Below are 19,947 nucleotides of genomic sequence, written 5' to 3'. Positions count from 1 at the left end.
GGCTTGGTGTAATCGGGCTGCTAAAACAAATAATTCCGGGGATGCGTGTCCTACAACAATGTGTTGCTAAGCGTGGCAAATGTGAATATAAAGAATTGATACCGCAAACCTCCGCCAGATGCTGATTCGGGGGGATCAGCCATGTTGCGTTTGTTTTTTTCGTTGTGTTCGTTGAGTTGATACTCGCTCTTTGTTAGAATAGATTAATTGGTATTCAATATGTTAGAAGCAAAAAATATTAATCGATATGCAGAGTATTTATTTTTGCACACTTCTTGCATCTCTCTCTCTCTCTTGACACTGTATGACCGCGCTTTTTTAGGCGTGGTGCTGGCACTTGTTCAGCTAGAGCGTGCTGATAACGCGTTCTAGCTGTTTTTGTATTTTGCCAAAGAAAATATTAAAAATGTAAAAACATCGTTGGAGGGCGTTATGGGTAATTTGAAATTGAGAACAAAACTAATTTGTGCATTTTCAGGAATATTATTAGTACTAATAATATTGTCAGGTATCACAATCAACAGTTTACTAAAAATTGAAGAGGAAGTCAGCTATATTGATGGTTCATGGAATCCATCGGTGGTTGCAATAATGTCTATGAACATAGAAATGAATAGAGTTAGAACTTATCTTGCTGGAGCAATTGGGGAAAATAATGAGAAAATAATTAAATATAATGAAAGTCGTATTGCTGACGCTTTACAAACAATAAAAGAAAACATGGAACTATATAAAAAAATATTAGAAGAAGATGAAGAAGTGGCTACAGAAGACGCTGCTTTAGTTGCTATTATTGAAGAAGTTTCTCCACAATTCACGCCATTACGAGAAAAGATATTTTTACTTGTTAAATCTTATCAACATAAAGAAGCAAGAGATATATTCAATACAGAATATCGTCCGCTTTATAACAAATTGAGAGATGCATATGAAGCGTTAGTTAAGCTAAATATCAATGGTAGTAAAGCTGCAACTAAAGAAATTGTTGAACTTGGGAAAATGTCGCGTATTCTTGCGATAATTTTGTCAATTGTTGGAGGACTTGTTTGCATTACGCTAAGTTACTTTCTCATTCGCTCTATTAACAGCCAGTTAGGAAAAGATCCGGGTGAATTGAATGGCATTGCCCAGCGTGTTGTGAATGGTGATTATAGTATAGACGATGGAAGTGTGAAGATTGGTGTTTACAGCGCGATAGTAGCTATGGTTAACGCATTAAAGAATCATATTGAACATGCTGAACAAGAATCAGAAAATGCCAAAGAGCAGTCAGCTAAAGCTCATGCTTCGATGATGCAAGCCGAAGCTGCAAGCAAGGAAGCTCAAAAGAAGACTGAAACAATGTTACAAGTGGCAGATCGGCTGGAGCAGGCAGGAAGTGTCATTTCTTCAGCCTCCGCAGAACTCGCGGCCCAGATTGAACAATCTGATCGTGGTGCCGGGGAATCTGCACAACGTCTTTCCGAGGCAGCTACCGCCATGAATGAAATGAATGCTACGGTGCAAGAGGTCGCAAGAAATGCCGCTGCAGCCTCAAGCGCTTCGGCAGAAACCAGGGAAAAAGCACAGCATGGCGCCTCTATTGTTGAACAGTCCTTGCAGAGCATTGAAGGCGTTCGCCATATTTCTTCCCGACTTAAAGAAGATATGAGTCAGCTCCATGGGCATGCGCAAAATATTACCAGAATAATGGGGGTCATTTCTGATATTGCTGACCAGACAAATTTGTTGGCCTTGAACGCAGCAATTGAAGCTGCCCGAGCGGGAGAAGCCGGGCGTGGTTTTGCTGTTGTTGCTGATGAAGTCCGCAAGCTGGCTGAAAAAACTATGGCCTCTACAACGGATGTCAGTAGTGCCATTGCTGCCATACAAGACAGTACTGAAAAAAGCATGATCAGTATGGATGATGCCATGGAACAGGTAAGCCAGGCTACAGAGCTTGCCGGGCTGTCCGGTCAGGCTCTCCAGGAAATTGTGGCCACGGTTGATGTCACAGCAGATCAGGTACAGGCCATTGCCACAGCCAGTGAAGAACAATCCGCTGCCAGTGAGGAAATCAACCAGTCAATTATCCAGGTGAATGACATGGCAGGGCAAACTGCGGATGCCATGCATGAAGCGGCCAGGGCTGTATCAGATTTGGCTATCCAGGCACAAGAACTCACTAGCATTATTCAGAATCTGAAAAATGCATAATTGTCCAGCTTCTACTTGAAGGTAGTTGGTAATCCCCCAAATAGGAGATTGCCAACTACCTAATTAACAGGGTGAGATAGGTATGCTCAAAGATTTTTTTGTTGCACGCCAACCTATTTTTGACCATTCCGGTAAGCTTTGGGCCTTTGAGCTGCTTTTTCGCACTGGGCTTTCTGAACATGCGGCAATAATTGATAATCCCGATGCGGCCACCATGCTGGTAGCCTCTGATGGATTTTTACGTGCCACATCGGGACTCCCCGACAACATCAAACTATGCATCAATTTCACTGAAAAACTGATTTTCCAGCGCTTTCCACTGGCGCTGCCTCCCCAGAAAACAGTTATCGAAATTCTGGAAAACGTCCCTGTCACTCCAAAACTGGTGGAGCGCCTCAGGGAATTAAAGGCAGAAGGTTACATGATTGCCCTTGATGATTTTGTAGGCGACCCCAGTTATAAGGATATCTTCCCGTATATTGATATTATCAAGCTTGATTGTTTGGGACACTCTGTCGCCGAGGTCATAGATATAAAAAAGCGGTTTTCAGGCACTAAATGCCACTTTCTGGCTGAAAAAGTGGAATCTGAGGCGGCATTTCTGGCATTTCGGGATCAGGGGATATCTTTTTTTCAAGGCTACTATTTTGCAAAGCCACAGATATTACAAGACAAGAGGCTTACAAGCTCCTCAGAAGTACGTCTCAAGCTGGCTGTTGAAATTGAAAAGAATACGCCAAATACAAAGACGATCCTTGCTGCAATGCAGTCTGACGTTTCACTCAGCTACAGGTTATTGAGATACATCAATTCTGCGGCCTTTTCTTTCAAAGAAAAAATTTCTTCTATCCGTCAAGCCCTGACGTTGTTGGGTATAACAAAAACAAAACACTGGCTACGCCTCACGCTGTATGCAGACATGCTCAGCCCCGATGCCAATCCTGAAATTCTCCGTATGGCGTTGCAGCGCGCACATTTTCTGGGTGAGCTGGGCGTCGCTTCAAACTTTACCGCATCAAAAAATGAGAGTCTATTTCTTGTGGGCATGTTTTCAACCCTTGAGGCCATACTAGGCATGCCCATGAACACCCTCCTTAGAGAATTGCCCCTGAGTGATGAAATCAAGAGATCTCTTCGGGGCGAACCCGGCATGTATGCCGACTACCTTGCCCTTGCCGTAGCCATGGAGCTTCTGGATTTTACCCGCGCAAACAAACTGGCCAGAGTGCTTTGTCTGCCAGAGAACATAGTCTCGAAGTCTTTTGAACTGGCCATAGAAAAATCCGACGCCATGATGAACCAGCTTGCTGATGTGTAGCAAGCTCAAGGCCTAGTGAGGTTACAAGTATACTTTAACTATCTGTTTGCCTAAGAAAATTTGAAAGGCCGACAAGCACAAATAGTTCTGGGTATGTGTCGGACTGGTCAACAATGCGCGGAATAGGTCATCACTTCCCGGTCGCAAGTATCTAGGTGTAGAGTATCAACGCGTTGTTCACCCTCCCCCAAGTCGGTAAAGCTGGAGTTAACAGACCACAGCAAACCGATCGAGGGAGAAGGTGAACAGCCATAAGAATGCCAAACTGACCGCAAGAGGTCGAGAAGAAATGATACAGCGGATGCGGGACAATCCTGCCGCTACGGTGGCGGCAGGATTTGGAGTAAGCCTGCGAACCGCCAGAAAATGGATGAAGCGATACCGTGAAGGAGGTCTTGCTTCTTTAGCAGACGCCTCTTCCCGGCCTCGACATTGCAGAAATCGTCTGACGGAGCTGGACGTTTCCAGAATTTTTGAGTTGCGGAAAAAGCGACAGACTGGCGACGCAATCGCATTACGCCTTGGCCTGTGCCGCAGCACTGTGTTTCGTGCCTTGCGCAGACTCGGCTGCTCCCGGCTTTCTTCTTTGGAAGAAAAAGAGCCGGTACAGCGTTATCAATGGGCGAAGCCGGGGCAGATGCTTCATCTGGACATCAAGTGTCTCGGCAAGATTTGGAGATGGCAGCGTTACAGCGTGTATTTCCAGTATAAAAGGTGTTCTGCGTACCTGTAAATACTCCAGTTGGGTAGACCGAGAAAGGAGAAGAGGCAGATAATTGTGTAAAAAGATTCCTCCCGTGTGCACTATTATGCCTTATGGATGTTTTTGATTTTTTTCATATGTCCCTTTGACGGTTTGGCCTTTCAGGCAGTATAAAAGGTCGGAGAAAAACCGGCAAAAAGAAGTGGGGATATTATGAGAGCAAAAGAGTGGAACAAAAAAGAGGTTACAGATTCCTCCGTAACCTCTTATTGCTCTCTGGTGGGCCATCAGGGACTCGAACCCCGAACCAACTGATTAAGAGTCAGCTGCTCTACCAATTGAGCTAATGACCCGCATTGCGTGAAAAGGGATTTACGCTTATGGGTGCCAACTGTCAAGCAATTTTGAAAAAAAATAGAAAGAAAGAGTTAATATTGTGAAATTAAAGGATTTTTATTTAATAAAGGTTTTCAGGGCATACAGGTTTTCTACAGCCCTGTGGCTGATACCCCTGTGTATCAGCTTGTTTCTTTTTGTCTTTTTTTCCCGGGCAGAGGCTGAAAGCCTCTCGGGTCGCTTTGAAACCGCAGCGGAAGGCGGCAATCTCATAGGAGCCTTGCACCTGACCCTGCCGCAGGGTTTTCATGCTTATGCGCACGACCCCGGCGATGCGGGCCGCCCTACAACACTGCGCTTCAGCGTTGACGGCGGCGCGCCGCAGGCCGTGTGGTATCCTGAAGGCGCTGTACAGCGGGATTTTTATGATCCTTCGGCCACAATTTTTGTTTATGAGAGCGAGGTAACGCTCTATGTGCTTTTGCCCGCAGCCGATGCAGGCAAGACCTATACTGCTGATGTGAGCATGCTGCTCTGCTCGACACGCAACTGTATGCCCGTCAACCAGCAGTTTCAGGGCGTGGTTCCCCGGGCAGACCTGCCCCTTGCCGATGTGCCCTGGGCGGCACGGTGGCGCGGGCTGAAAAAACAGCCACCCAGATTTTTTGAAGGTGGGACCGCACAGGCGCTGCCCGCTTTTGGCACGGGCTCTTCCTTGGCAGCCGGTTCAGATCAGGTTCCGGCCGAAGGGCAGGGCAGCGTGTCCTCCGACGGAAAGTCTGAAGGCATAGCCCGCTGGCTGGCAGCCCAGAACGGTGAGGCTGCCCCTGCGAGTGATAAGAAACTTGAAGAAGAAAAAGGGCAAAAAGCCCTGCCGCCGCCCGATGGCTTTGTAAGCCTGACGCCTCGCTATATGGATGAATCAATGGAGATATCAGGACTTGGCAAAGCTCTGCTGTTCGGCATTCTGGCCGGCCTGCTGCTCAATGCCATGCCCTGTGTGCTGCCCGTGCTTACTTTTAAGGTCAGCGGCCTTCTCATGGTAGGCGGCTACGACAAGGAAGGGTTGAAAAATTTCAGACGGCATAACATCTGCTTTGCCGCGGGGGTCATGACGCTGTTCAGCGCCCTCGCCCTGGTGCTCGGGCTTGCGGATCTGATGTGGGGGCAATTGTACCAGAGTCAGCCTGTTCTGCTTGTCATGCTGCTGCTGGTATTTCTCATGGGCCTTTCCATGCTGGGTGTTTTTACTCTGCCCGTCATAGACCTGAAAACCGGCACAAATACCAAGAATCCCTGCCTTCAGGCCTACTTTACGGGACTTGTCTCCACCTTTCTGGCTACGCCATGCAGCGGACCTCTTTTGGGGGGCGTGCTTGGCTGGGCCTTCACCCAGCCCCTCATGGTGGTTGTGGTGGTTTTCTGGGCAGTTGGCCTAGGCATGGCCCTGCCGTATGTCCTGTTCAGCATCTGGCCTGTGCTGGCGCGTATTTTGCCCAAACCCGGCGCGTGGATGCATGTTTTTGAAAGGGTTGTGGGCTTTTTTCTGCTGGGTACGGCCCTGTATCTGCTCTCCATCCTGCCTGTGGAAAAGCACATGCAGGTGCTGAGCGTTCTGCTGGTTGTGGCCCTGTGTGCATGGCTGTGGGGCCAGTTTTGCGGCATATCGGCACCGCCTCTGCGCCGCCGTGTTGTAGGCCTTGTTTCTCTTGGCCTGCTGCTGGCCTCCTTTGTCTGGGTGCTGCGTCCCGTGGCGCCTTTGCCGCAGTGGCGTGATTTTACTCCGCAAACATTTGAAGCAACCCTGGGGCATAAGCCCATGCTGCTGGAATTTACTGCCGACTGGTGCCCGAACTGCAAGTTTATGGAGGCTACCGTACTGACGGATGAACGCCTGCGCCGCTTGCAGGCCCGCTACGGCATGGAGCTTGTGCGGGTGGATCTGACCAATGCCAATGCCTATGCTGTGCGGCTTCTGGAGGCCTTGGGCAGCAAAAGCATCCCGCTTACGGCGCTGTTTCCCGCAGGAAGCGAGGCCACTGCCCCCCTGGTGCTCCGCGATGTGTACGGAGGTGAAACGCTGGAACGCGCTTTGGGTGAAGCATTCGGGAAATAATGGATTTTTTTCCGGTAGGCCTATGGTGCTTTACCAATCAGCCGATAAGGCATAGTATGTAAAAAGGCGTGGGCCGGCGGTATTCTCTTCGGCCTTTGTACAGATTGAACTGCTGGTTGCAACAAGGAGCGCACATGGATTTGAATCAGAAAAAGCAGGAAGACGAACTTCTGCAACTGGTGACGTTCAGCATCGGTGAAGAGGAGTTTGGGGTAAATATCCTGAAGGTGCAGGAGATCATCCGCACTATGGAAATTACCAAAGTACCCCGCGCTCCCGAATTTGTGGAAGGCGTCATCAATTTGCGCGGCAAGGTTATCCCCATCATTGACCTGCGGCGGCGTTTCGGGCTTGCCTCCAAGGCGCACGACAAGAATACGCGGATCATTGTTATTGAAATCAACAATATTATCGTGGGCTTTGTGGTCGATGCCGTTTCCGAGGTACTGCGTATTCCCGCGAGCACGGTGGAGCCGCCGCCGCCCGTAGTGGCCGGGGTGGATTCGGATTACATCAGTGGCGTGGGCAAGCTGCAGGACCGTCTGCTCATCATGCTTGACCTCGACAAACTGCTTTCCAATGACGACATGGACATGCTCGGCGGCATCTAGCCCCACTGTCCGGACAAAAAATTGCGGAATATTACAGGGTGGGGGCTGCGGCTCCTGCCCTTTTTTCATGCAGCATGATGCTTGCAAGCCGTTCGGCTTGCGGCGTGAATGACAACCGTGCACGCGGCATGTTGGCGTTCCGGTGCTGAACCACGCCAAAAACAGCAACGTTGTTTTATGAGTAAGGCGCCAGAAAAACCGACTCCTGAACCTACCCGTGCTTATGCCCGACACGATTGCAAGGCCGTGGTCTGAGCCTCCATTTTGCTGCCTGGCGTTCGAGTCTTCGTCTCCCCGGGAGCGCCTCGCTGACGGCATTGCGCCGCGCGAAGCGATGAGCCAGCGCAGCGTATGCCGGACAGCCCTCGCGACCGCATGGTAATTGAAAATTCTGGGGATGCTCCGGGGGAAATGCGGCCCCTCGGAGGGAACAACCCTAGTCACTCCCCCCCTTTGCCGCTCCGCGCAGACGCCAATGGATGCAAGAAACATATGCACGGTGCTGTCCGATATGGGGCCGCCGTGCCTGCGGAGTCGGGTATGAAGATTTCGATTGCAGTGGTCAGTGAAAATAAAAAAGACTTTCTTGATCTTCTGTTACTCGGCGATGAGCAGGAAGACATGATCGACCGTTATCTTGAACGGGGCGAGCTTTTTGTCCTCTCTGAGCGGGGCGGGCGGGCCGCCATATGCGTGTGCGTGGTAACCGACGAAGGCAACGGGCTGTTTGAGATAAAAAACCTGGCTACGGACGCCAGGTATCAGGGGCTGGGGTACGGAAGCCTGATGGTACGACATGTGTGCGCCCAATATATGGGCAAAGGAACGGACATGCTTGTAGGTACGGGTGAAAGTCCGCGTACGCTGAATTTTTACAGGCGGTGCGGTTTCAGTTACTCGCACCGCCTGAAAGATTTTTTTATCAACAACTACCGCCATCCCATTGTGGAGGACGGCGTGGTGTTGACCGACATGATTTACCTTAAAAAGGCGCTCTGATCTTCGCTGTCAAGCTGCTTTGCCACGGCTTGCCCTATTTTGTGGCGTGTCCGGCGTTGATGCGGCGGCTATGGCGCAGGCGCAATTCTTCCACAATGACCTTTTCGTAATCCGGAGCTATGGAAAAATCGGCATGAAGCTCGGCACAGAGCATATTTTCGATCTGCTGTGTTTCTTCCCATATTTCAAGCAGTTCGTCATCCGCAAGGGTTTTGACGCGCTCGATAAAGGGTTCTTCGTCAGCAAAAGGTATACAGGATGCCATAATATTTCTCCCATGTGGCGGGCAAAACAGGATCAAAAGTCAAAAAACGCTGCAGTGTAAGTTCCATTTGCAGGGCCGCTTACGGGTATTCTCGCGCATCGGCAAAAAACTGTGCAGTTTTCATCAATTTGAGTTTGGGTCGCAAGGTTTCTGGTGTTCCCATAGGCTGTAAAACTGCCAGGCTGAACAGTAGAGGCGACAGATAACCACTATCCCAGTCAGCCACAAATGTCACGGTCTCAATGGCATTTGTGCCCTTCTCGGTGGGCCGGGCTTCCCATTGGCTCAGCATGGCCCTGATGTCGGCCGTGCGTGGGCCTTTTTTTGTGTCTCTGGTGTAGAACACCTCGGGCAGGGCGGCAAAGTCGGCAAAACATTGAGCCGCAAGGCGGTTTTCTTCGGGGGTGGGCAGGCTCAGGCTGAAAGCCTCGGCAAGGGCCTGTTCCGTACGGCGGTTCTTGTCTTCTACCTTTTCAACGCGAAGAATTTCCATGCCGGGGGGCAGCAGCGGGTTCAGACGCCCGGCCACTTCTTCGACAGGCAGTGTTTTGTGCAGAGTCAGGGCAAACCATTCGGCCCGGCTTTCAACGCCCACAGGCAAGGCCCGGCCGAATGACATGAGGGGCATGGGGTGGAAACCCTGTGAAAAGGCAAGCGGCAATGCCGCCCGACGCATGGCACGCTCCAGAACGGCCTGCAGCTCCAACTGGCTCAGATAGGCGCTGCCTTCGGCCTTGCTGTGCCAGACACGATACTGGGCGGCCTTGATTGTCAGCTCAAGTGTTATCTTGGGCGGACGGCTGGCCGGGGGGCGGCATACAAGGCGCCCATCGGCATCGCGGTTTGCCTGATGGGCGCGCTGGTCGCGCTGCGGAAAGATAAGCCTGTTGCGGTGCAGATGCGCGTCAGAAAGGGGGGCTGTCTGCCCGGCGGCGGCATCCTGCCCGGAAGGCAGGTGTGCAACGACATTTTCTTCATACGTGCCTTCGCACGGGGCTGCATCGCAAGAACCAGCAGGAGCGGGGGAAGGTGTGTGCGGCATGCGCGATGGCCCCGCCTTTGTGTCGCAGGCTCCGCATTGGCGGCATGCGCCATAGCGGCAGTCGGCGGTAATTTTTTCCTGCAGGGCTCGCTGCCACTCGCGCAATAGAAATTCTTCAGAAATACCGGCTTCCAGGTGGTCCCAGGGCATGGGGCTGCCCGGCACCCGCTCGGCGATGCATTGGGCAGGGCTGAGGCCACATTCCTCCAAAGCTTCAAGCCAGGGCGCCAGATCAAAATTTTCCACCCAGCTCGTGAAGATGGAGCCTTTCCGGTAGGCTTTTTCCACAACATCAGCCATGCGGCGGTCCGCACGGGAAAGGATGCCTTCAAGATGGCTCATGGCAGGCTCATGCCAGCGCAGTTTGAGGAATTTTTGTCCCTTGAACTGGTGCCGTACCAGATGTACGCGCCGCTGGATTTCCTCCTGGCTTATCTGGGGAACCCACTGAAAGGGCGTAAAGGGCTTGGGCACGAAGGGCGAAAGAGCTGCCGTAACCTGAAGCCGCGGGCCGCCGCGCCCGGCCGCATCGCGCACTTTGAGGCAGGTTTCGGTGATGGCGGAAAGGTCGTCGTCGGTTTCTGTGGGCAGGCCGATCATAAAGTAGAGCTTTACCTGCCGCCAGCCGTGCTCAAGCAATTTCTGGGCGTGCAGCAGCAGTTCTTCTTCGGTTATGCCCTTGTTGATGACATCACGCAGGCGCTGGCTGCCTGCCTCCGGAGCGAGGGTGCAGCCGGTGCGGCGCAGGTCGGCCATCCGTTCGATGATTTCATCATCAATGGAGCCGACGCGCAGTGATGGCAGGGAAAGGCCGATCTGTTCGCGGGCGCAGCGGTCAAGTACGCCAAAACACAGGGTTTTCAGCGCGGAAAAATCTCCGGTGCTGAGAGAGAGAAAAGAAATTTCGTCAAAGCCCGTTTCACTCAGGCACTGGTCCAGCAGCGTCTGGATGGTCGCAAGTGAGCGCTCCCGAACAGGACGGTACACCATGCCCGCATGGCAGAAGCGGCAGCCGCGGGTACACCCGCGCGCGATTTCCAGCGACAGCCTGTTGTGCACGGCCCCCACGGGGACCACCTGCCTGGCTGGATAAGGGGTGTTATTGATGTCCGCCACGATACGACGCACCGGGCGGGTATAGTCCGCAACCAGGGGGACGGGGGGCGCAGAGGGGGCTTCCGGGCGGGCGGCAAAAAGCGAAGGTACATAAATGCCGGGTATATGGCGTGCCTCAAGGAGCATCCGTTCGCGGGGCCAGTCTTCGTCCAGGGCCTTTTCGAGCAGCTGCAGCACATCGGGCAGGCTTTCTTCGCCATCACCAAGAACCATGATATCTATGAAGGGCGTCAAAGGTTCGGCGCTGAGCAAGGCTCCGCCCCCGGCAATAATCAGGGGGCAGGCCGTCAGGTCCTGCGGCCGGTTGGCTGTGCGCAGGGGAATGCCTGCAAGATCAAGCAGGTAAAGCACATTGGTATAGCAAAGTTCGTGCGTTATGGAAAAGCTCAGGCAATGCATCTGCGCCAGGGGCGTGTCTGACTCCAGCGTTGCCAGCGGCGTGTTGTGAGCGCGCAGGATTTCCGCGGCTTCGCGCTCGGGGGCCATGACCCTTTCAGCCCACCACTGGGGGCGGCTGTTGACGATATTGTAGAGAATTTTTTGCCCCAGATAGGACATACCGACATCATAGGTATCGGGAAAGGCCAGGGCTACACGCAGACGCACCCGGCTGGGATCCTTGCGGCAGGCATTGTCTTCAATACCCGCATAGCGGCTGGGCTTCGGCAAAAGGGGCAAAAGGGAACGCATAGACTTCCTCATTGAAAGTTTTGCAACAGATATATGTGTCTGTACGGGTTCGCTGGGGGCGCGGCGCTTTTGGCGCATGCGCAACAAAAAAACGGCAGCATTGCTTTTTTGTCAGCCTTGCCGGTCCGGGAATTTTCGGTTTTCCCGCAGATGGCGCTGCCGCATTTTCGGGGTAGTGCTGCCTGCCAATTGCCCTGGCGGCTGTGCTCGGGCAGATATCCGGCATGAGGGTGCCACGCAGTAGGTCTGCACGGTTAATCATCACCGTGGGGGCAACATTGGAAATACATATTCAACAGCCCCACGCCCCAATGATAGGCCGGTCAGGCATGAAAGTAAAAGCAGGGTATGAAAAGGGCGGCACATGGGGCCGCCCTTGGAAAAACCTGAACAGGAAACCGGACTTATTTTATAAGGCCGCTGCCGGAGCCGTTGAACGGCTCGGAGCTGAACTGCATTCTGCCAAGCCCGCCAGCCACGGTAAGGTTGGTGCAGGCTTCGATGTATTTGTCCTGAAGTTCCTTGGGGGTGTTGGCGTAGCGGTAGAGGAAATTTTTTCCTTCCAGGCTGCCGTCAAATTCTGGCTCAAAGGGATAGCCGTAGGGCAGCATCATCATCTGTACGCCCTGCTGGGTGGGTATGCTCTGGATGGCGGCCACGTCATTAAGGCAGTCTTTTTCGGCATCATACTTGCCAATGACCAGTTCACCCGTTACCAGCTTCATCAAACGAATATCGTAAGCCATGCTTTGCTCCTGAATGTTAATGGCTTGTAGGTAGGCATTGAAGCAGCGCATGTCAAGGCATTTTCTGTTGCCTTGGCTGCCGAAAAGACTAAAATACCGCCATGCATAATTTTGACGCTTCATCAGAATACACTTCGTCCAGGGCGCTTGAGCTAGTAAAAAAGCAGCTCGGGCATGGCTTTATTCGCAAAGACCTGCTGGAACTGGCCCTTACCCACAGCTCATGGGCCAATGAGTGCGGGCCGGGACAGGAACACAACGAGCGGCAGGAATTTCTTGGAGACGCCGTTCTTGAGCTTTGTGTCTCGTGGGAGCTTTACCGGCGTTTTCCCTCCGCTCGCGAAGGGGAGCTGACCAAGATGCGTTCCAGCCTTGTCAGCGCTGTAAGCCTTGCGGAAAGAGCGCGTGACATGGGTCTTGACAGGCTTTTGAAGTTGGGGCGGGGCGAGGAAAGTCAGGGGGGAAGAAAGCGGGACGCGGTGTTGAGTGACGCTCTTGAAGCAGTATTGGCTGCCATTTACGAAGACGGTGGCTTTGCCGCGGCGCAAGAGGCCGTAGGCCGCATATTCGCCGATCAGTGGCCCAGCCGCGCTGGGGACGGCAAGGCCTCTAAAGATTACAAGACCAGGCTGCAGGAAGCCTCGCAGCAGCGCTTCGGTCAGGCTCCGCTATATACGCGCGTGGGCAGTCATGGTCCCGAGCATTCAAAGGTTTTTGAAGTCGCCTTGCGGCTGCCCGACGGCAGCGAATTTTCGGCCAGCGGCAGCAGTTGTAAAAAAGCTGAACAGCAGGCAGCCCGTATTGCGCTGGAAACTCTTGGACACACGGAATAACATCCGCAAGCGCCCGCCGGGCAACGAAAAACCGTTGCGACCTGAGGGCTGCTGGGCAGCTTTTTGGGCGTGAAGTGGCTGTATGGCGCGGGAATGACGCAGTCTTGTCTGGTCCGGGGGCACGGCCCCCGGACCTCCCATCTTTGGTCTGCCACAGCCTATTATAAGATGGCCTAGCCGCCGATAAGCTGCATGGCCATCTGGGGCAGCGAGTTGGCCTGCGAGAGCATGGCTACCGCAGACTGGCTCAGAATCTGGTTGCGCACAAACTGCGTCATTTCCGTGGCTACGTCCACGTCGGAAATGCGCGATTCGGCTGCCTGCAGATTTTCCGCCTGAATATTCAGGTTGGTAATGGTGTTTTCCAGGCGGTTTTGCATGGCGCCCAGGTGAGCGCGTATCTTGTCTTTGGAAACAATGGCGTTGGTGATGGCGTCCAGGGCGCGCTGCGCGGCCTGCTGGGTAGAAACTGTTCCGCCGTCACGCAGTTGGCCTGTCGCATCGTCAATGGCCTGATTGCCTACGCCGAGGGCAGAGGCAGTGCTGTTGCCGATTTTGATGTAGTAATAGTCTTCGGCGGAGTCGTTGCCTGTGCCGAAGTGGACCTTGAGCTTGCCTGTAGACGTCATACCACTGCCGTCGTGCGTGTCGCTGGACAGGGAACCGTTGAGCAGGTGAATGCCGTTAAAGTCCGTGGCATTGGCTATACGGGTGATTTCCGAAGCCATAGCCTGATATTCGGACTCGATCATGAGGCGCTGGGTGGAATCATACGTGCCGGTAGCGGCCTGTTCCGCCAGCTCTTTCATGCGGGTGAGCTTTTCGTCAATAACACCCAGAGCACCGTCAGCGGTCTGAATCATGGATATGGCGTCGTTGGCGTTGCGTGCGCCCTGTTGCAGGGTCGCGATGTCGGCCCTCTGCAGTTCGCGGATTGCCAGGCCGGCGGCGTCGTCCGCCGCGCTGTTGACGCGCAGGCCTGTAGAAAGGCGCTGTACCGACTTGCTCAGTTGTGAATAGTGAGCATTCAAATTTCTGGCCGTGTTTGCGGCCATCAGGTTGTGGTTAATAACCAAAGACATGGGACACCTCCTGGTGGTTACTAAGCTGTACCCCCGGCCTTGCAATCCATGTGCCAAAAAAAATTATATTATAATTAAAGTATGTTATGAATTAATTGTGGGTGTGGGAATTTTTTTCCTCCCCTTTGGTGCGAAAATTTTGACGCATCGGTCATTGTCTGCGAGCTGCTGGAGGAAAAATTTGCGGGCAGTGAAACCGGCTGGTTACAGCCGTGGACGAAAAAAGCTTCCGAGAGGAAGCTTTCAAGGATGAGGCCGGGGTTGCCGGGCCGTTTTTCAGGCGGGATGCTTCAGTCGGGGTGGCCGGCTGCCCCGCAGTGTGCCCAGATATGCGCCGCGCGGCATCAAAAAGCAGGGCTGGTTGCAATCATACCGGTACGGCCACATCCGCCCGGGCCGCCTTTCTGATGTTCGCCTGAGCATCAGACCGCCTGCTGATGGCCTTCTGCCAGTTCGGCGGCGGCGCGGAGCAGATGCGTAAAAGATTCATGCCTGCCCGCATCAAGATGCTGGCAGGGGCGGAACTCATCCACCAGACAGCCCTCGCTCAATACTACCACCCGGTCGCAGAGGCGAAAAACAGAACCCATATCGTGCGATACATAAAGTAGCGACAGTCCCAGACTGTTTTTCAGGTTTTCCAGCAGGTCCTGCAATTGCGCGCGTACTACGGCGTCCAGGTCGGTCAGAGCTTCGTCAAGAAGCAGAATGTCCGGTTTTGGGGCCAGGGCACGAGCGATGCAGACCCGTTGCAACTGCCCGCCGCTCAACTGCCCCGGGTATCTATGCGCACAGGACTGGGGCAGTTCCACCAGCGAAAGCAGCTCCGCCGCACGTTTTTTGCGGTCTGCGCCTGACGCCAGCCCGTGGGCCAGCAGAGGCTCTTCAATGATCTGCCCGATCGTCATGCGTGGATTCACCGCGCCCCGCGAATCCTGAAAGACCGTTTGCACATGTCTGCGCCAGTTATTTTTGCGGGCTTCCGGCGAGCCGATGTCTTTGCCCATAATCAGGATATTGCCGTTATCGGGTTTTTCCAGTCCCAGCAACAGGCGGAAAAGCGTACTTTTGCCCGCGCCGTTGCGGCCCATGATGGCAAGACTTTCCCCACGGTGCAGGCGCAGGCTTACATCCCGTAAAACTTCCTGACCGGGCTGACGCCGCCAGCGGCATGCGCCATAAGTTTTTTTCAGGTTGCGACACTCCAGCAGTACCGGTCGGTTGGGATCGACATGCTTTGTTGTGCGGGGCGTTGCGATGGCCTGTTTTTCAGCAGCAGGGCGAATCCTGGATGCGTGAAAGGCATACAGCAGTTCTTTGGTATGGTCATGGCCCGGACGGCGCAGCAGTTCACGGGCCGGTGCCTGCTCCACGATGCGTCCGTCCTGCATGACAGCAATGTTGTCGGCCATGCAGGTGGCGGTGGTGAGGTCATGATCAATATAGAGCAGGGCAAAACTGTGGCGGGCCTGCAGGTTTTTCAGCAGGCGAAGAATGCGCGCCTTGCCGGGCAGGTCAAGGCTCGAGATTGGCTCGTCTGCAATAATCAGCGGGCTTTTTCTGGCCAGCGCCAGGGCTATCATAAGCCGGTGGAGCATGCCGCCGCTCAGTTCAAAAGGGTGACGGGGCAGTATGGATCCGGGATTGGCAAAGCCCACTTCGCGCAAGCGCCGTCGCATGGCGGCTTCTTCGCGCCTGCGCGGCACGCAGCCAGTGTCTCTGAATGTTTCGCGAAAAGTATGCCGTACGGTGAAAAGGTGGTCGAAGCAGTCACCGGGGTTCTGCATGATCAGCGCGGGAGCGCCCCCGGCAATGCGGATATTTCCTTTTTCCTGTTGCACACCGGGCGGCAGCAGGCCCATGACAGCCATGGCGGTGAGAGATTTGCCGGATCCGCTGGACCCCATAAGGGCCAGTGTTTCCCCTGCGCGAATGCTCAGGGAAACATGGTCCACAAGCCTTGATGCTTCTGTTCCGGCTGTTTTCAGGCAAAGGTCGCGAACCTCAAGAATGTATGGGGAGTTCGGCTGGCAGGCCGGTTTTGTCACATGTTCCATATCAGGCCCCCGCGGCGCGCAGGGCAGGGTCCAGGCGGTCCCGCAGCGCATCGCCCATAAGGTTGCAGGCGGCAGTAGCCATGAAGATCATCATGCCGGGATAGAACATGAGCATGGGTTGCGAGCGTATGTAGTTGCGGGCTTCGGAGATCATGAGTCCCCACTCCGGTGTGGGGGGCTGTATGCCCAGCCCCAGAAAGGAAAGCCCGGCCACATGCAGAAGCATATGTCCCACATCCAGCGTTGCAAGTACCAGAACCTGCACAGTAATCGCGGGCAGGAAATGGCGGATGACAATGCGTGTGCGGCTCAGGCCCATGGCCTGCGCTGCCAGGATATGCCCCCGGCTTTTCAGGCTCAGTACATGACTGCGCACGAGCCGTGTGTACCATGCCACATGGGTTACAGCGATGGCGATGACAAGGTTTGTCAGCCCGGCCCCGAGAATGCCGATAAGAAAAAGCGCCAATACTATGGTTGGAAAGGTCATCATGGCATCGCAGACGCGCATGATGGCGGAATCTGCCCTGCCGCCGAGATAGCCTGCCACGGAGCCAAGGGCGAGGCTTGCCGCCACGATACAGGCGATGATGTACAGCACTGTGGACAGGGAGTAGCGGGCCCCCACCATGAGGCGGGAGAGAATGTCGCGCCCCAGGTGGTCTGTGCCCAGCAGATGGTCCGCACCGGGAGGCAGAAATTTTTTTGCCAGCTCCACGGCTTCGGGGTCGTGGGGCGCCAGCCAGGGACCCAGCAGGGCGCAGGCCATCAGCGGCAGCAGCATGAGAAGGGCTACGAGCGTTTTTTTGTTCATCGTCCTTCTCCAAGGCGGATGCGCGGGTCGATGCGCGCGTAAAGTACATCAGTAAGCAGGTTGACAAACACAAAAATAAGGGTGGTTACCAGTGTAAACGTCTGGATCACGGGGTAGTCGTGATTGTAGATGGCAGAAACCACATAACGGCCAACACCGGGCCAGTTGAAAATGTTTTCAACAATCACAGCCCCGCCGAGCAGTTCGCCGAAGTGCATGCTCATGGATGTCAGGACGGGAATAAAAGCATTGCGCAGCACATGCTGGCCTATGATGCGCCATTTTTTCAAACCTCTTGAGCGGGCATAGATGACGCTGCGGCTATGCATGTGTTCCAGCATGCTGGCTCGCACCAGGCGTATGTTGATCCCCATAGACATGAAAGAAAGCGTGAACACGGGCAAAATCAGAAATTCCGGGCCGCCCCGGCCCATGGCTGGCAGAATGTCAAGATGGCGCGAAAAAAGGAGCACCAGTAGAAAACCCAGCCAGAATGAGGGCATGGATACGGCACTGAACGCAAAAATACGGGTAAGATGATCCGGCCAGCGGTCTTTGTACAGAGCAGCCGCGATACCAAGGGGAACGCTGATGAAAATTGTGGCGGCCATAGCCCACATGGTCAGTTCAATGGTAGCGGGAAGATAATACAGGATTTCGTTGAGGGCCGGATTGCCTGTGACATAGGACAGGCCCAGGTCGCCTTGCAGGGCCGAGTTCAGCCAGTCCAGATACTGCTTCCAGAGCGGCTGGTTCAGGCCCAGGCTTTCGCGGGTGGTCGCCAGCAGGCTTTCAGTGGGCGGCAGACCGGACAAACGCAGATATGCCATTGCCGGATCTGTTTTACCGTGGCGCAGGACGGCAAAAACAAAAACAGAAACTCCCAGCAGCAGAGGGGACAGAACAAGAAGGCGGCGGCACAAAAAGCGTATCATGAACGGGGTCCGCGTTGAGGTTGCAGGGAGCGGCGCCGGTCAGACGCCATGTCGCACTTTGCCCATGCCGTGGAATGCGCGAGGCATACCACGGCATGGGCAACAGGGTATAGAGGCGATCACGGGAGATCGTCGTGCCGGCAGTTACCTATGGCCTTGAAATCCGCGCCAGAGGCAGTTCGTAGGAGACAGGGCTGAAGGCGAAATCCTTGATGTTTTTCTTTTTGAACAGTGCCTTGTCAATAGTACGGCTTACGGGAACGTAAACGGCTTCTTCATGCAGCATGGTCAGAATGCTGGTGAACAGGTTCTGAAGTTCCTTGGTGTCCGTTGTGGCAAGGGCTTTTGTAATGGCTGCATCCAGTTCTTTTTTCTGCGGCAGCCCGCGCTGGGCCTGGTAGTCCGCATGTCCGGCCACGCGCATGGCTGCAACGTATGAGAACGGATCATAGGGCGCACCGTTGGATTCGCAGAATATCATGTTAAATGCGCCGTCGGTCTGCGACGCCCCGAACGCGTTAGGCTCTTCGCCCATCAGCTTAACATCCACGCCGATGCGGGCCAGGTTGTTTTGCACCACTTCGGCAATGGAGCGCATGATGCTTTCGTTGGCAATGAACTTAAGTTCAAGGCGCAGGGTTTTGCCATCTCTGGTCCGGAATTTTTCGCCGGATTTAAGCTTCCAGCCAGCCTTGTCCAGAATGGCGGCGGCCTCTTCAAGAGAATGGGGATAAGGCTTCAGCGCGACATCACAGAAGGGAATGTCCTTAGCCAGCAGTTCTTCGGCCGGAGCTTCCTGGCCGAGCAGCACACCCTTTATTATGGAAGGACGATCAATGGCGCGCACAATGGCCTGACGCACAGCAAGCTCATTGGTCGGGAACAGGGCGGTATTCATAGCCAGCAGACGGGTATTGCGCGGAGAAGATTCGCGGGTGGCATAGGCCGGATCCTTGGACAGGGCGGCGTAAGCATCCGGATTTACTCCGGCCGAGCCGTGGTCGGCAATGGCAGTGGCTATAAGGTCCACCTCACCGCTTTCAAGCGCGACAGCCCGGGTTTCTGCATCAGGAATCACCTTGACCACAAGCTGGCGCATCTGCGGTTTTTCGCCCCAGTAATTATCGTTGCGCACAAAGCGGTCAAATTCGCCTTTGCGGCTTTCGGCCAGAACCCAGGGACCAGTTCCCACAGGTGCTTTTATGCTTTGGGCGGTATTGCCGTCTTCGGGCATGGCCGCGGGGGAGAGAAAGCGCAGGGGGCGCACCAGGCTCAGTTCCTGAAGCGCTGCAGCATACGGCTGCTTGAGTACCAGTTCAAAGGTATGAGGCCCGACAGCCTTGTATGAATCGATAAGGTCAGCCGTGGCCAGCCAGTCATGACGCTTGATGTTCATGTGGACGGCATCGAAGTTTTTTACCACTGCATCGGCTGTAAAGGGAGTGCCGTCTGAAAATTTTACATCTTTGCGCAGATTGAAAGTGTAGACCTTGCCATCGGGCGAGATTGTCCAGCTTTCGGCCAGCCAGGGGATGATCTTGCCGCCTTCGGCATATTGCACCAGCGGCTCATATATGAGGGCCTGGGCGAACATCTTGTTGGCGCCGTAGGCGTGTGGGTTAAGGGGACCCACATTGCTGCTCCAGGCGTACACCAGCGTGTCTTTGTCCCATCCATTGGCTGCAGATGCGGGGAGGAGTGAAAACAGAAGGAAAAACAGAGCCAGAAAACAGCCGCAGGCATGACGGAACGATAGGGGAAACGCCTTGAAAATTCTGTTCATCTTCTTGTCCTGTATGGGGTTGTGAGGATTTTTAGAATAGTATCGGCATGTTATTTTTGTGTCAACTTTAAAAAAAACGTGACACACGTTGTGCATGCTTTTTTGCTGGCGCACCGGCTCGGTCCGGGGCTGCTGCCACCCTGGCCTGTAGTTTTACGTGAAGAGGCGCATGCCGCCACAATCGGGCTGGAGAATTGTCTGTTTTTATCAACACCGTTTCCGCGTGATGGAATTTTTTCGAGCAGGTGCTTTATTGCACGTAAGATGATAACTGGGCTGGCTGATACTGGTCGTCGTGTCACGCA

15 protein-coding genes and 1 tRNA gene are annotated in these 19,947 nt (G+C 54.1%); 7 read left to right on the top strand and 9 right to left on the bottom strand.

The window, feature by feature from the left end:
* The first annotated feature begins 432 nt into the window (after positions 1-432).
* From ACZ495_RS06160 to ACZ495_RS06150, 3 genes are all read left to right on the top strand, one after another.
* Complete coding sequence (locus ACZ495_RS06160) at positions 433-2,196, top strand: HAMP domain-containing methyl-accepting chemotaxis protein (protein WP_464262835.1); 1,764 nt, start codon at positions 433-435, stop codon at positions 2,194-2,196.
* Between the two features lie 82 nt (positions 2,197-2,278).
* Complete coding sequence (locus tag ACZ495_RS06155; RefSeq protein ID WP_464262834.1) at positions 2,279-3,514, top strand: EAL and HDOD domain-containing protein; 1,236 nt, start codon at positions 2,279-2,281, stop codon at positions 3,512-3,514.
* Between the two features lie 241 nt (positions 3,515-3,755).
* Positions 3,756-4,247 (top strand): helix-turn-helix domain-containing protein, encoded by a 492-nt coding sequence (locus ACZ495_RS06150; RefSeq protein ID WP_464262833.1) that lies wholly within the window; start codon positions 3,756-3,758, stop codon positions 4,245-4,247.
* Positions 4,248-4,494: 247 nt separating this feature from the next.
* Here the strand turns inward: ACZ495_RS06150 and ACZ495_RS06145 are convergent.
* A tRNA-Lys gene (locus tag ACZ495_RS06145) sits at positions 4,495-4,570 on the bottom strand.
* A gap of 83 nt (positions 4,571-4,653) precedes the next feature.
* Between ACZ495_RS06145 and ACZ495_RS06140 the strand changes: the two genes are divergently transcribed.
* The 3 genes from ACZ495_RS06140 (at position 4,654) to ACZ495_RS06130 (ending at position 8,279) form a co-directional block, all read left to right on the top strand.
* Positions 4,654-6,669, top strand: coding sequence for a protein-disulfide reductase DsbD family protein (locus ACZ495_RS06140; RefSeq protein WP_083578008.1), 2,016 nt, complete (start codon positions 4,654-4,656; stop codon positions 6,667-6,669).
* A gap of 134 nt (positions 6,670-6,803) precedes the next feature.
* Positions 6,804-7,280 (top strand): chemotaxis protein CheW, encoded by a 477-nt coding sequence (locus ACZ495_RS06135; RefSeq protein WP_012624654.1) that lies wholly within the window; start codon positions 6,804-6,806, stop codon positions 7,278-7,280.
* A 540-nt stretch (positions 7,281-7,820) separates the two neighbouring features.
* Complete coding sequence (locus ACZ495_RS06130) at positions 7,821-8,279, top strand: GNAT family N-acetyltransferase (RefSeq protein ID WP_296986674.1); 459 nt, start codon at positions 7,821-7,823, stop codon at positions 8,277-8,279.
* Positions 8,280-8,313: 34 nt separating this feature from the next.
* On the opposite strand, the gene ACZ495_RS06125 is transcribed toward ACZ495_RS06130, so the two are convergent.
* The 3 genes from ACZ495_RS06125 to ACZ495_RS06115 all read right to left on the bottom strand — a co-directional run bounded on the left by ACZ495_RS06125 (position 8,314) and on the right by ACZ495_RS06115 (position 12,138).
* Entirely contained in the window at positions 8,314-8,544 is a 231-nt protein-coding gene (locus ACZ495_RS06125) for a hypothetical protein (protein ID WP_012624656.1), read from the bottom strand.
* Positions 8,545-8,623: 79 nt separating this feature from the next.
* Positions 8,624-11,392 carry a TIGR03960 family B12-binding radical SAM protein gene (locus ACZ495_RS06120; protein WP_464262832.1) on the bottom strand — a complete coding sequence of 923 codons (2,769 nt, stop codon included), beginning with the start codon at positions 11,390-11,392 and terminating at the stop codon, positions 8,624-8,626.
* A gap of 404 nt (positions 11,393-11,796) precedes the next feature.
* A complete protein-coding gene (locus tag ACZ495_RS06115) occupies positions 11,797-12,138 on the bottom strand; it encodes a hypothetical protein (RefSeq protein ID WP_012624658.1) in 342 nt (113 codons plus the stop codon).
* A 101-nt stretch (positions 12,139-12,239) separates the two neighbouring features.
* Here ACZ495_RS06115 and rnc point away from each other — a divergent pair, with 101 nt between their 5' ends.
* Positions 12,240-12,971 carry a ribonuclease III gene (rnc, locus tag ACZ495_RS06110; RefSeq protein ID WP_012624659.1) on the top strand — a complete coding sequence of 244 codons (732 nt, stop codon included), beginning with the start codon at positions 12,240-12,242 and terminating at the stop codon, positions 12,969-12,971.
* A gap of 173 nt (positions 12,972-13,144) precedes the next feature.
* Here rnc and ACZ495_RS06105 read toward each other — a convergent pair whose 3' ends face one another.
* The 5 genes from ACZ495_RS06105 to nikA form a co-directional block, all read right to left on the bottom strand.
* Entirely contained in the window at positions 13,145-14,053 is a 909-nt protein-coding gene (locus tag ACZ495_RS06105) for a flagellin N-terminal helical domain-containing protein (protein ID WP_012624660.1), read from the bottom strand.
* 422 nt (positions 14,054-14,475) lie between these two features.
* Positions 14,476-16,110 (bottom strand): ABC transporter ATP-binding protein, encoded by a 1,635-nt coding sequence (locus ACZ495_RS06100; protein ID WP_464262831.1) that lies wholly within the window; start codon positions 16,108-16,110, stop codon positions 14,476-14,478.
* A 1-nt stretch (position 16,111) separates the two neighbouring features.
* Positions 16,112-16,924, bottom strand: a complete 813-nt coding sequence (gene nikC / locus ACZ495_RS06095) for a nickel ABC transporter permease subunit NikC (protein WP_394027582.1) — start codon at positions 16,922-16,924, stop codon at positions 16,112-16,114.
* Entirely contained in the window at positions 16,921-17,859 is a 939-nt protein-coding gene (gene nikB / locus ACZ495_RS06090) for a nickel ABC transporter permease subunit NikB (protein ID WP_464262830.1), read from the bottom strand. Before nikB ends, nikC begins: the two co-directional genes overlap by 4 nt.
* Before the next feature lie 148 nt (positions 17,860-18,007).
* Positions 18,008-19,642 (bottom strand): nickel ABC transporter substrate-binding protein, encoded by a 1,635-nt coding sequence (gene nikA, locus ACZ495_RS06085; RefSeq protein ID WP_464262829.1) that lies wholly within the window; start codon positions 19,640-19,642, stop codon positions 18,008-18,010.
* Positions 19,643-19,947 lie beyond the last annotated feature (305 nt).

The organism is Desulfovibrio sp. GTC20076 (assembly GCF_055385905.1).
Note: the sequence above shows the minus strand (reverse complement) of the source record. Positions and strands in the feature narration are given on the sequence as shown.

What these genes read in the sequence shown, in the direction of transcription:
- nikA (WP_464262829.1), bottom strand. Translation starts at nt 19,642, where the DNA reads ATGAACAGAATTTTCAAGGCGTTTCCCCTATCGTTCCGTCATGCCTGC.
- ACZ495_RS06125 (WP_012624656.1), bottom strand. Translation starts at nt 8,544, where the DNA reads ATGGCATCCTGTATACCTTTTGCTGACGAAGAACCCTTTATCGAGCGC.
- ACZ495_RS06120 (WP_464262832.1), bottom strand. Translation starts at nt 11,392, where the DNA reads ATGCGTTCCCTTTTGCCCCTTTTGCCGAAGCCCAGCCGCTATGCGGGT.
- ACZ495_RS06130 (WP_296986674.1), top strand. Translation starts at nt 7,821, where the DNA reads ATGAAGATTTCGATTGCAGTGGTCAGTGAAAATAAAAAAGACTTTCTT.
- ACZ495_RS06155 (WP_464262834.1), top strand. Translation starts at nt 2,279, where the DNA reads ATGCTCAAAGATTTTTTTGTTGCACGCCAACCTATTTTTGACCATTCC.
- ACZ495_RS06105 (WP_012624660.1), bottom strand. Translation starts at nt 14,053, where the DNA reads ATGTCTTTGGTTATTAACCACAACCTGATGGCCGCAAACACGGCCAGA.
- ACZ495_RS06135 (WP_012624654.1), top strand. Translation starts at nt 6,804, where the DNA reads ATGGATTTGAATCAGAAAAAGCAGGAAGACGAACTTCTGCAACTGGTG.
- ACZ495_RS06160 (WP_464262835.1), top strand. Translation starts at nt 433, where the DNA reads ATGGGTAATTTGAAATTGAGAACAAAACTAATTTGTGCATTTTCAGGA.
- nikB (WP_464262830.1), bottom strand. Translation starts at nt 17,859, where the DNA reads ATGATACGCTTTTTGTGCCGCCGCCTTCTTGTTCTGTCCCCTCTGCTG.
- rnc (WP_012624659.1), top strand. Translation starts at nt 12,240, where the DNA reads ATGCATAATTTTGACGCTTCATCAGAATACACTTCGTCCAGGGCGCTT.
- nikC (WP_394027582.1), bottom strand. Translation starts at nt 16,924, where the DNA reads ATGAACAAAAAAACGCTCGTAGCCCTTCTCATGCTGCTGCCGCTGATG.
- ACZ495_RS06115 (WP_012624658.1), bottom strand. Translation starts at nt 12,138, where the DNA reads ATGGCTTACGATATTCGTTTGATGAAGCTGGTAACGGGTGAACTGGTC.
- ACZ495_RS06100 (WP_464262831.1), bottom strand. Translation starts at nt 16,110, where the DNA reads ATGGAACATGTGACAAAACCGGCCTGCCAGCCGAACTCCCCATACATT.